The 10,918-nt window shown below is 65.3% G+C and carries 10 protein-coding genes and 3 pseudogenes; 6 read left to right on the top strand and 7 right to left on the bottom strand.

Annotated elements, in window-relative coordinates:
* The first annotated feature begins 102 nt into the window (after positions 1-102).
* Positions 103-543, top strand: coding sequence for a VOC family protein (locus CWO91_RS39405; protein ID WP_208753137.1), 441 nt, complete (start codon positions 103-105; stop codon positions 541-543).
* 95 nt (positions 544-638) lie between these two features.
* The gene (locus tag CWO91_RS39400; protein ID WP_130220750.1) at positions 639-1,139 is read left to right on the top strand and encodes a hypothetical protein; all 501 of its coding nucleotides are present in this window, start codon (positions 639-641) and stop codon (positions 1,137-1,139) included.
* A 65-nt stretch (positions 1,140-1,204) separates the two neighbouring features.
* Here CWO91_RS39400 and CWO91_RS39395 read toward each other — a convergent pair whose 3' ends face one another.
* Complete coding sequence (locus CWO91_RS39395) at positions 1,205-1,717, bottom strand: hypothetical protein (protein ID WP_130220749.1); 513 nt, start codon at positions 1,715-1,717, stop codon at positions 1,205-1,207.
* Positions 1,718-1,963: 246 nt separating this feature from the next.
* Between CWO91_RS39395 and CWO91_RS39390 the strand changes: the two genes are divergently transcribed.
* Complete coding sequence (locus tag CWO91_RS39390) at positions 1,964-3,913, top strand: DEAD/DEAH box helicase (RefSeq protein ID WP_130220748.1); 1,950 nt, start codon at positions 1,964-1,966, stop codon at positions 3,911-3,913.
* Positions 3,914-3,991: 78 nt separating this feature from the next.
* On the opposite strand, the gene CWO91_RS39385 is transcribed toward CWO91_RS39390, so the two are convergent.
* The 5 genes and pseudogenes from CWO91_RS39385 to CWO91_RS39360 form a co-directional block, all read right to left on the bottom strand.
* Complete coding sequence (locus CWO91_RS39385) at positions 3,992-4,279, bottom strand: hypothetical protein (RefSeq protein ID WP_130220747.1); 288 nt, start codon at positions 4,277-4,279, stop codon at positions 3,992-3,994.
* Positions 4,280-4,403: 124 nt separating this feature from the next.
* A pseudogene (locus CWO91_RS39380) lies at positions 4,404-4,909 on the bottom strand (GNAT family N-acetyltransferase).
* A gap of 39 nt (positions 4,910-4,948) precedes the next feature.
* Positions 4,949-6,088 (bottom strand): DJ-1/PfpI family protein, encoded by a 1,140-nt coding sequence (locus tag CWO91_RS39375; protein WP_130220746.1) that lies wholly within the window; start codon positions 6,086-6,088, stop codon positions 4,949-4,951.
* A 143-nt stretch (positions 6,089-6,231) separates the two neighbouring features.
* The gene (locus CWO91_RS39370; protein ID WP_130220745.1) at positions 6,232-6,786 is read right to left on the bottom strand and encodes a PAS domain-containing protein; all 555 of its coding nucleotides are present in this window, start codon (positions 6,784-6,786) and stop codon (positions 6,232-6,234) included.
* Between the two features lie 609 nt (positions 6,787-7,395).
* Positions 7,396-7,697: pseudogene (locus CWO91_RS39360) on the bottom strand (GIY-YIG nuclease family protein).
* Positions 7,698-8,008: 311 nt separating this feature from the next.
* On the opposite strand from CWO91_RS39360, the gene CWO91_RS39355 reads away from it, so the two are divergent.
* Both CWO91_RS39355 and CWO91_RS39350 read left to right on the top strand, forming a co-directional pair.
* Positions 8,009-8,824, top strand: coding sequence for a rhomboid family intramembrane serine protease (locus tag CWO91_RS39355; RefSeq protein ID WP_130220744.1), 816 nt, complete (start codon positions 8,009-8,011; stop codon positions 8,822-8,824).
* Between the two features lie 178 nt (positions 8,825-9,002).
* Entirely contained in the window at positions 9,003-9,431 is a 429-nt protein-coding gene (locus CWO91_RS39350) for a CBS domain-containing protein (RefSeq protein ID WP_128933022.1), read from the top strand.
* A gap of 7 nt (positions 9,432-9,438) precedes the next feature.
* Here CWO91_RS39350 and CWO91_RS39345 read toward each other — a convergent pair whose 3' ends face one another.
* On the bottom strand, positions 9,439-10,479 hold the full coding sequence (locus CWO91_RS39345) for a patatin-like phospholipase family protein (RefSeq protein ID WP_130220743.1): 1,041 nt from the start codon (positions 10,477-10,479) through the stop codon (positions 9,439-9,441).
* 240 nt (positions 10,480-10,719) lie between these two features.
* Between CWO91_RS39345 and CWO91_RS44830 the strand changes: the two are divergent.
* A pseudogene (locus tag CWO91_RS44830) lies at positions 10,720-10,918 on the top strand (hypothetical protein); the annotation flags it as partial.

Here is a 10,918-nt window from a genome sequence, read left to right as displayed (position 1 = left end):
CCCGGATGGAGCGCAGCGTAATCCGGGGCCGCCAGTCCCGCATATCGGGCGGCGCTTTGCGCCGACCCGCTGGCTCCATGCGGGCTACGAGTCGGGGTTGGAATGAAGGACGAGATGACAAGCGAACAAACAACCGAACCAGCCCCGCGCCCTCGCTCGCCCTTCAGCGCCATCCGCGCGATCGACTACACCGTCATCTTCGTGCGCGACATGGCGGCGATGCGGCGCTTCTACGAAGACGTCCTTGCGTTTCCGCTGCTGCGCGAGCTCTCGTCGAACTGGATCGAGTACGGCATAGGCAGCAACACGCTGGCGCTGGCAAGGCCGAGCCGGACCGCCGCTGATGCGCCGACGCCGTCGGGGAGCGCTTCGCTGCAACTGGCCTTCAAGATGTCGGCAACTGAAGTCGATGCGTGCGCCGACGAACTCGTGCGGCAGGGGGTGGCGCTGCTGTCGCCGCCGACGAACCAGGCGTTCGGCCATCGCACGCTGTTCTTCCGCGACCCAGACGGAAATTTGCTGGAGGTCTATGCGGAGATCTGAAAGGCCCAAAAAGTTCCATCGGGAATCCGCGAACTCTTCACGCTGCGGTGAAACTTAGGCCCAAGTTCCGCATTTCAGTTCACGGGAGAGGTGCCGTGAAGCGAATTCTGAAACCCGTCACTTACGTCCTGGCCGCCGTCTACTTCCTGGTGGACGCGGTCTTCATGGCCGTTGCGCGGCCCATCGCGCTCTGGCTCGGGCGGCACTTCCAATTCGAGCGATTGCGGGCCTGGATCAGGTCGCTGCCGCCTTATCCTTCGCTGGCCTTGTTTTCTGTGCCAGTGATCATTCTGGAGCCGATCAAGCCCCTGGCAGCCTATCTTGCCGCAACTGGTCAGGTCCTGAGCGGCGCGACGACCCTTATCATCGGCGAGCTGCTCAAGCTCGTGCTGGTCGAGCGCCTGTTCCATCTCACGCGTGACAAGCTGATGCGGATTCCGGCGTTCGCCTGGACGTACGGGAAGTTCGCCGAAGTGAGGGCGTGGCTGCAGGCAACCGAAGCTTGGCGCGCCATCCGCGCCTTGAGCTTTGCAGCGAGAGACAGTGTTGCGAAGTTGGTCGGGAGCTTTAGCAAGCTGGCGACCTCCAGGGATTAGATCCGAGCCGGGCGCCCCTTCGCAACGACAGGGAAATCGTCGGTGTCGTCGTGCTTGTGCACTCGCTAGCCGCGGCCGAGCTCGCTCTCCTTCACCACCGTCGCACCCACCACCTTCGTGCCCTCCAGCTCGCGCACGATTCGTTCGTCGGGGCCGACAATTCCAAGATCGAACTCGCGATCCGGCGTGACCAGGATCATGCGCTGGCCGATGATCACGACCACCGTCATGTCGTTGGTTTCGCCTTCGACCGCCCATGCGCGGATGTCTCCGGCATAGGGCGCCTTGCGCCAGGCGTTGGGAGAGCCCGGGTCGCATCGGATTTCGACGCCGTCCTCCGACGTCGTCACGACGAGCTTCGAGCGGCTCGGCTTCCAGCACTCGTCGAGGAGATCATTGACGAGCCACAGGCAGGCGAAGTCCTCGCATTCGGCGGGCCGCGCAGCGTAGATCGCGCAGCCGCGGCCGGGCTGACAATGCGAGCACCAGGCACTGACCGGCTTGGCCAGTGCCTCGATGGCCATCACCTTGCAGCAGAGCGTGCAATCGCCGCAGCTGCGTTTGGCGGAGGACGTCACGCGGTCATTCCCTTGAGATCCGGTTGTGCTTCAGGTTAATCGAGGTGGTCGGAAAAATCCGCTGCAACCTTCAGGCGCGGTTCTCTGCGTGAAGCCATGCATCAAAGGCATGGTGATTTCTGAGCGCTTGGCGTAAAGAGCGCCCAGATCAAAATCCAGCGTGCGGTCGGGCCGTTTGCCGCGCATGCAGCTCAGGTCCGCCGGTCCACCGTTTGCGCGCCTGAATCAACCAAGGTTCTCCATCTCGTGTCTTTTCCGGCCCTGACCCCGCCGCTCGCCCGAGCTTTGGCCGAGCGGAACTATGATTCCCCGACTCCCGTTCAGCTCGCCGTGCTCACGGACGAAGCCTCTGATCGCGACCTCCTGGTTTCGGCCCAGACCGGCTCCGGCAAGACCCTGGCTTATGGCCTTGCCATGGCCAAGGACTTGCTGGGCGAGGCGGAGCGGTTCGACGAGGCCGGCGCGCCGCTGGCCCTGATCGTGGCGCCGACCCGCGAGCTCGCGTTGCAGGTTCAGCGCGAACTGGCCTGGCTGTATGGGCATGCCGGCGGGCGCGTCGTCTCCTGTGTCGGCGGCATGGATCCGCGGCGCGAGCAGCGCGAGCTTGCGGCCGGCGCGCACATTGTCGTCGGCACGCCCGGGCGGCTCTGCGATCATTTGCGTCGCGGTCGCCTCGACATCTCCGAATTGAAGGTGGTCGTGCTCGACGAGGCCGACGAGATGCTCAATCTCGGCTTTCGCGAGGACATGGAATTCATCCTCGAGATCACGCCTGAGGCGCGCCGCACCCTGCTGTTCTCGGCGACGTTTCCGCGCGGCATCGTCGCGCTGGCCAAGCAATATCAGCGCGACGCATTCCGGATCGAGGTCGCGGGCGACGAAGGCGGTCACGCCGATATCGAGTACCGCGCGATCCGGATCGCGCCCGCCGATGTCGAGCACGCGGTCGTCAACGTGCTGCGCTTCCATGAGGCGCCGAGCGCGCTGGTGTTTTGCAGCACGCGCGATGCCGTCAGGCATTTGCAGGCAGCGCTGCTGGAGCGCGGCTTCTCCGTGGTCGCTCTGTCGGGCGAATTGACCCAGAACGAACGCACCATGGCGCTGCAGTCGCTCCGGGACGGACGCTCCCGCGTCTGCGTCGCGACCGACGTCGCCGCCCGCGGCATCGATTTGCCGAGCCTCGACCTCGTCATCCATGCCGATCTGCCCAATGACGCCGAGGTCATGCAGCATCGCTCCGGCCGCACCGGCCGCGCCGGACGAAAGGGCACGAGCGTCCTGTTGGTGCCGCCGGCACGACGCCGGCGCGCGGAATTGGTGCTCAATCTCTCCGGCATCGAGGCGGCCTGGGGCACGGCGCCGCAGGCGGAGGACATCCGCAAGCTCGATCACGCGCGCATGAAGGACGTGCTGTTCACCGAGGAGACCACGGCCGACGATCTGGTGCTGGCGCAGGCGTTGCTGGCCGAGCGCTCGCCCGAAGACATCGCCGCTGCGCTCGCGCGGCTCTATCGGGCCCGGCTGCCGTCGCCCGAGGACATCATCGATCCCGGCGAGCGCAGCGGCAAGCCGCGCGACGATCGTGGTCGTGAGAGGTTTGAAGGCGAAGGCGGCGGCGATCGTCCCGGCAAGCCGCGATCGAAATCCGGGAAATCATCGTCGAAACACGGCATGGCGGAGGCCAGCGTCTGGTTCCGCGCCGCCATCGGCCGGCGTAAGAATGCGGAGGCGCGCTGGCTGCTGCCGATGATCTGCCGCCGCGGCGGCATCGACAAGCGCGACATCGGCGCCATCAAGATCATGGACACCACCACCGAGTTCGAGATTTCCGAGCGGGTCGCGGATTCCTTCGCCGCCAAGATCAAGCGCCCGGACAAGGAAGACAGCATCCGCATCGAGCCGATGGCGGACGCACTGCCGCGGCAGGTGGCTTCGGAGCAGCGATCATATGCGCCTCGGCGCGAGGCCGCTGACGACGATCACCGTGAGCGTCAGAGCGATCGCGCGCGCGAGGCAGGTGGATTCAAGCCGCGCAGCAAGTCTCACGGCGAGCGTGGCCCGAAATTCGGCGAGGCTCCTGCTTTCGGGAAGAAAAAGAAGCATAAGAACAAACAGGGCCACGCGGAGCCTTCGGTCACGCCGTGGCCGGTGAAGGGCGCGCCGGGAAAAAAGGCGCGGAAGAAGCGGCGAGGTTGAGCGTCCGCCGTTCAGCGCAGACGGCAATGATGCCGCCGGATTGCACCGGCGACATCATCTGAAGAGAGAGGCGTGAGCTCAGCGGCCACCGCCGCCGCCACCGCCTCCGCCGCCACCACCGCCGGCATCACGCATCGCGGAGCTGTAGCGAGGATCGCTCTGCTTCATGTAAGTCGGCGAGGTGTCGCGATGGCTGACCGTGCGTCGTCCGCCCTGGCTCGGCGCCTCGATCAGGCCGCTGCAGCCCTCGAAGAAGGCGAACTCGCAGCCGTAGGTCCGGTACTGCGCGGCGTTGGCACTGGTCGCGGTGAATGCGGTCGCCGCAGCGAAGGCAATCAAAGCAACTTTCGGCAATGTGAGTTTCATGGACATTCTCCAGTCTCGGTTCGGCGAGACCAGAACGGCCCGCACGGTTCTTCGACGGAGGCTGGCTGCAACCGGTTCGAGCGGGTGGCTTCACGCCCGCGTGAGCCGCGACCGGGGAGGGGCGTCACGTCGCAGCGAGATCGCGCAGCAAGTAGGTCGCGCCTTCGCCGTAGCATGCGAGCTTTGCGCGCAATTCCGCATCGGTCGTGACGGGCCGAAAGCCGAAACGTTCCCATAGCGGCCGTGTGGCATAGACCGAGACCAGCGCGAGAGCCGCAATGCTCATTGAGCGCGCGAGTTGCTCGATCGTCGCGACATAGGCGCGCGCGACACCACCGCGAGCATCGGGCAGCACGGCGACGTCGTGCACGTAGAGGCAGTCCGCATCGTCGGGCAGGCTTGCGAGGAAGCCGTCGAGCGGCGGGATCTGATATTGCTTCCAGGGATGGCGAGCCCGTAGCCGACGATCCCATCGTCCACCGCGAGCACGCGGCAGCCATCGGGACAAAGACGCATCTTCTCCGCGAACACATCAGGGCGCTCGGAGAGATCAGGATGGATGCGCGCCGCGATCGCGCTGATGGCAGCAAGGTCGGCCGTGCGCGCGGGACGCCAACGCGGCTTGCTCATGTGGATCCGTTCCAATTTATTCCGCCGCTAAGAGTGAGATCAATCCAGCTTCGGATATTCGAGCTGCATCGCCACGAAGTCGGCCGTGCGCGATCCGTAGCGCGCCTCGATCGCACGCAGCGTTTCGTCCAGCGCCTGTGCCGGCGGGGAGGTGCCGGCTTCCGGCAGCACCTGCTGCGCCGGCCAATCGTCAGCGATCCGGTCCGGCAGGATGCCGAGGCCTCCGCGGCTCGTCCGCGCCTGCGCCGTGGCGGCGAAGGTGAGGGCGCGCGAACGATAGGTCCGCGACCATGCATCGGCGATCAGTGCGAGCGAGACCTCGTCGAGGTCAGGCATCAGTGCGATTCCGAGCTGCTCGCGGTTCCAGAAGGCGAGCGTGTTCGCGATCGCCGTCAGCGCGAAGGGGCACGTGAAGCTGAACGCGTCGCTGCGGTGGCGCGCGTCCCACGCCGCAAGGCCGATGTCGCGGGCGACCGCCTCGGCCTTGGCCCGTCCGGCGATGGCCTCGATCAGGGTGAGGGCCATCGGCATGGATGCGCTGATTCCGGTGGTCGTCGCGACGCCCTGGTCGACGACCAGTCTGCGGTCGGCCGTATAGCGGATGGTCGAATGCTTCTGCAGATCGCGCACGGAATACCAATGCGTCGTGGCCCGCTTGCCGTCGAGCAGCCCGGTGTTGGCAACGACCGTAGCGCCGACGCAGACGCCGATGACGATCGCGCCCTTGCCGGCCTGGCTCCTGATCCACTGCAGGGCGACTGCGTCGTCGTCGCGGCTCATCGCGGGCACGATGACGTAATCGGCGCCGTCGGGATGCGCGGCGTCGAACTCGGCGATGGTCGCATGCGGCTGCACCCTCAGTGCGGGATAGAGCGTGACGGGGCCCGGCTGCGTCGCCAGGGTGAGGACGTCGGCGACGTCCGCTCGCGCGAGGATGCCGTAGGGCATCAGATAGTCGGTGGTCTCGCTCATGTCGTTGATGCCGACGATGGCGATCAGGGGGCGCTTTCGTTTCGGCGGTTTCAGCGCGGCCAGCGTCGCCTCGGCTTCGTCTCTGGAGATCGCCGGCGCGGTTCCCGATGCCGGCGTGCCTGGCAGCAGGAGCAGCCAGGTTCCACCGATCGCCACCAGCAATGCCACGCCGCCGAGGGCGGTCCACGCCAGAATGCGCCAGCTCATGATGTCACCCGCTCGTCGTCTCACGCGGCGCGGAAGCTATCCGGTCGCAATGATTTCAGGAATGACGCAAATCCGGCAAAATCGGTCATGGCGCGCGACGATCCATCGCACGATCACCGCCTGCGCGCAGGAGCTTTCGAAATCTACCGCAGTCCCTCATACACCATCAGCCCGCGTGCGATCTGCAATTTGCGGATCGCGCGCGGCAGCAGTTTTTCCGGCTGATGCAGATAGCGCCAGGAGGTGAGGGTGAAGGGGCCGAGCGTGCCGCATTCGTCGTCGAACGGTGCGAGCACGCCGGTCACGCTGACGGGCGTATGCGGACGGGCATTGAACGGGAGCAGCAGCAGCTCGAGATGCGCCTTGCTGCCGTTCTCGCGTGCGGCCGTGACGCCGGCGATCGCACCCAACGTCTCGTCGGCGACAATCGTGGTGATCTCTTCGATCTCGCCGCGGCTGGCTTGTGTGAACAGCGCCGCAAAGCTCCGGTCCTTGAGATCGCCTCCGGCGAGCGCGCAGACGCGTGTGCCGGCGACGCGGAATGGGAAGCCGAGGTGCTGTTCGCAGGACAGCACGAAGATGTCGCCGAGCAGGTCACGGACGGCGGCCGGATCGATGTCGGCCCTGTCGGGGGCCCGGGCCATGCCGCGCTTGTCGTCCCAATACGCGAAGAACTCGCGGCTCGACGGATGTTTCATGACTGAACGCTTACCCCGGGGCGCATCCTCACGGCACAAACCTGTCCCGCTTCAATGCACCCGCGATCCCTTTCGTTGTTGTGCAGGAGGGGATCTGCAGCGTCCATGCCGCGAGGGTGTTTTAGGCCCCATCTAGGCCGCCTTTGCGTTGTTAACGTTAAATTAACTATGCACTTTGCGCCGGCGGCCCGCCTGCTATGGTGATCGCGGTCGCAAGTCCCGCCGGTTTTTCCAGGTTCTCGGCGAGGCCTGTACTTTGGGCGTCAAACAGTTTGGTCACGGGACCGCGGGGAGGGGTGGGGATACACCTTATTCCCAGGGGTACCGGAAGTCCGACACGGACAGGCAGGGCTTTCCCAGGGCCCTGCCTTTTCCTTTTCTCAGGCACGCACTCTCTTGCCCCGGACGCAGCGCAGCACTTCTTCAGTGATGCGCTGCAGAGCCGGGGCCCATGTTGCGAGCTCGAAGAAGATATCTGGGTCCCGGCTCGGCGGCGGGTCACTTCGTGCTGCGCCTTGTCCGGGACGCGAGACCGATCCGGACCCGCAAGGTCTTCGTGTCCCGGACGCGATGCAACGCGTAGCGTTGCAGCGCAGAGCCGGGACCCAGTCAGCTAACGAGGGAGTTCAGTTCATCCGTCAGGTCGCGCCAGTCGGGATTGAGACTTTCGATCAATTTGAGCTTCCAGGCGCGACGCCATCGCTTCAGCGAATGCTCACGTGCTCTCGCTTCGAGAATGGATTCGTAGCTCTCGAAATAGACTAATAATGTGACGCCATACTGCTTGGTAAAGCCGGAAACGAGCTTGGCCTTGTGTGCGGCATTCGGCGAGCGAGGTCGTTGGTCACGCCGACATATAATGTGCCGTTTCGCTTGCTTGCGAGGATGTAGACGAAGAAGGCGGCTTGCATGGTCGTAAACCAGGAAAGTTCGAGCTACCTAAGATTGCACGGTTCGAGATTGCTGCCAATCTGGGTCCCGGCTCAGCGGCGCGTCACTGCGTGCCGCACCGCGTCCGGGACACGGAGTTCGGCGAGCCCGAATTCGTGCCCCGGACGCAGTGCAGCGCTTCGTCAGCGCTGCACTGCTGAGCCGGGGCCCAGCGCAGGGCCCAGATTGAAACATCCCGCGCCACCTTTTCCTTTTGTGCACTTGCGCAACGCCGGCAAAGGCGACTATCTCCAAGTGGATCGCTCCGATCGCGCCTGAAAGCGAAGCTGCCTTGGATTCCCCGCAAAATTCTCCGCCGCAGGATTCTCCGGATTTGCCGACCGTCCAGGAGGCGCCGCGCGAGCCGATCCTGACGCTGCCCGCGGCGCTGACCGTCTATATCGCCCTGCTGGCGCTGATCCATCTGCGGGTGCTGCTGCCGCCGGAGATCGAGAACTGGACCATCGACGTCTTCGGCTTCATCCCGAAGCGCTACGATTCCTCGCTGCTCAATTTGCAGATTCCGGGCGGGGCGGGTGCGAAGGTCTGGACCTTCGTCACCTATTCGCTGTTGCACGCCAACCTCACCCATCTCGGCTTCAACGTGCTGTGGCTGCTGCCGTTCGGCAGCGCGCTGGCGCGGCGCTTCGGCGCCATCAGGTTCTTCGTGTTCATGGCGGTGACGGCGGCGGCCGGCGCGCTCGCCCATCTCGTCACCCATGAGCATGCGGTGGCGCCGATGATCGGCGCCTCGGCCTCGGTGTCGGGGGCGATGGCGGCGGCGATCCGCTTCGCGTTCGCCCGCGGCAGCTTCCTGTCGTTCAGCCGTTCGGACGCCGATACCGCCGCAAAGGTTCCGGCGCTGCCGCTGTCGCGCGCGTTGCGCGACGGAAGGGTGGTCGGCTTCCTCAGCGTTTGGTTCGGCCTCAACATCATCTTCGGTGTCGGCGCGATCGGCGTCGATGCCGAAACCACGAGCGTCGCCTGGCAAGCCCATATCGGCGGCTTCTTCGCAGGGCTCCTGCTGTTCGCGCTGTTCGACCCGGTGCCGCGCGTGCGAAGCGATGCTGCGGATGCGTCATCACAGGACGTTTCAGACCGAATTTGAAGCGGCGCTTGCGGCGCGGCCCGAATTCATCCATCATTCCCTAGAAGGATGTTCCGAAGCGAAGCAATGCTTCGCAAAGCGCACGAGCCTGAAACCGGCGCTAAAACTGTTAGTTGAAGACTCGCGAACAAGTTCCGAACCGCCAAATGGCGGACGGCTCCGATTCAGGGAGGCGACAATGACGGTACGTTCCATTCTCAACACCAAGGGCCATCAGATCATGAGCGTCGAGCCCGACGTCAAGCTGTCGGCCGCGATCAAGCTGCTCGTTGAGAAGAAGATCGGTGCGGTGCTGGTGATGAACCAGAGCCGGCTCGAAGGCATCCTGTCCGAGCGCGACATCGTGCGCGTGCTCGGCGAGCGCGGCGCCGGCGTCCTGGAGGAGCCGGTCGCAGAGGTCATGACTCGCAAGGTCGTCGCCTGCAAGGAGACCGATACGGTCGCCGAGCTCATGGAGATGATGACGACAGGCAAGTTCCGCCATCTGCCCGTGATCGAGAATGGCAAGGTGGTTGGCCTGATCTCGATCGGCGACATCGTCAAGCGCCGCGTCCAGGAATACGAGGCCGAGCAGGAAGCCCTGCGCGACTATATCAAGACCGCCTGAGCGGACTTCACTCGCGTATTGTCGGCGCTGCGCCTTCGGGCGGCGGCGCCAGCACGTGGATCGCTTCCTGGATCGGCTCCAATGCACGCTCTGCGGCACGCACGCCGTGCGCGATCAGATCCTCGGCGCGGTGGAAGTCGAACCAGCCGAACTGGCCGACCCGTGGCGTGATCAGCATGTCGGGCGGATCGCCGGCGAGGCGGGCGCGGGTGATGCGGTCCTGCATGATGTTGAACGCATCCACCATCACCGAGGAGATGCCGGGGCGTCCGCCACCGCCGAAGAACTCGCGCTTCATGGTCTTCTCGGGCGAGAACAGCCGCGGGAAACGCCGTTTGGCCGTTGTCTCCTCGGCCACCGGAGCCACCGGCGTGGGCATCGCGCCGTGCGAATAGATCGTCGTGGAATGGGTGAAGATGTCGCTGGAAAGATTTGCGGCGATGACGATTTCGGCGCCGAGCGCGCGGGCGGCCGAGACCGGCACCGGATTGACCAGCGCGCCGTCGACCAGCCAGCGGTCGCCGATCAGCACGGGAGAGAAGATGCCCGGCAGCGCATAGGAGGCGCGCATCGCATCGACCACGCGGCCGCGCGTCAGCCAGATCTCGTGGCCGGTGCGCACCTCGGTCGCCACGCTGGCGAATTTGGCTGGGAGGTCCTCGATCAGGGTCTGGCCGACGGCTTCCTCGAGCCGGGTCGCGAGCTTCTCGCCGCCGATCAGGCCGGAGCCATTGAGGCGGATGTCGAGATAGCCGAGGATGTTGCGCATGCCTTGCAGGCTGCGCCCCCATTCTTCCAGCGTATCGAGCTGGCCGGCCGCATAGGCGCCGCCGACCACGGCGCCGATCGAGGTGCCGACCACGACGTCAGGCACGATGCCGTTGGCGAGCAGGGTCCTGATGATGCCGATATGGGCGAAGCCGCGCGCCGCGCCGCCGCCGAGGGCAAGGCCGATGACCGGCCGGCGGATGCTGCCCAAGCCAACTTTTTCGCCAACTTTCTCGCCGTTTGAGCCGTTCGCGCCCCGACCCTTCAAGATGTCCAGCACTGAAAAACTCCCCTACGCCGGGGCCAGGCCCGTATCACCAGACTAGGCGCCACACTGGCGCTCCGCCAGAACCGCGGCGAAGCATGGTTTATGCCGCTTTGGGAAGCGCACAGGGCAGGAGTATGGCGATGGACGGTTGCTTCAGGACTAATCACGCAGGCGTCAACCGGGTTCCAATGACAGTATTCGATCGGGTTCCTGAGGCTTGAATTTGCCGCGTTTTCGGTGAAAAGCAGGGGCATGACACGCGGGGGTGACGGCATCATCGGATGGCGGCGCGGCGTTCGGCTGCTGCCGGCGCTGATCCTTGCCGCGTGCCTCGTGTCCCTCGGCCCGGTTTTCCTTGGCCAAAACGCCGCGCAGGCGCAGCTTTTCTCCGATCGGCCGCCGCCGGTGCCCCCTGCATCGGTGCCGGATCCCGGCGGCGCCATCAATCTGG

Source organism: Bradyrhizobium genosp. SA-3 (assembly GCF_004212635.1).
GTDB lineage: Bacteria > Pseudomonadota > Alphaproteobacteria > Rhizobiales > Xanthobacteraceae > Bradyrhizobium.
This window is presented reverse-complemented; position numbering and strand designations above follow the sequence as displayed.

What these genes read in the sequence shown, in the direction of transcription:
- CWO91_RS39405 (WP_208753137.1), top strand. Translation starts at nt 103, where the DNA reads ATGAAGGACGAGATGACAAGCGAACAAACAACCGAACCAGCCCCGCGC.
- CWO91_RS39385 (WP_130220747.1), bottom strand. Translation starts at nt 4,279, where the DNA reads ATGAAACTCACATTGCCGAAAGTTGCTTTGATTGCCTTCGCTGCGGCG.
- CWO91_RS39375 (WP_130220746.1), bottom strand. Translation starts at nt 6,088, where the DNA reads ATGAGCTGGCGCATTCTGGCGTGGACCGCCCTCGGCGGCGTGGCATTG.
- CWO91_RS39370 (WP_130220745.1), bottom strand. Translation starts at nt 6,786, where the DNA reads ATGAAACATCCGTCGAGCCGCGAGTTCTTCGCGTATTGGGACGACAAG.
- CWO91_RS39350 (WP_128933022.1), top strand. Translation starts at nt 9,003, where the DNA reads ATGACGGTACGTTCCATTCTCAACACCAAGGGCCATCAGATCATGAGC.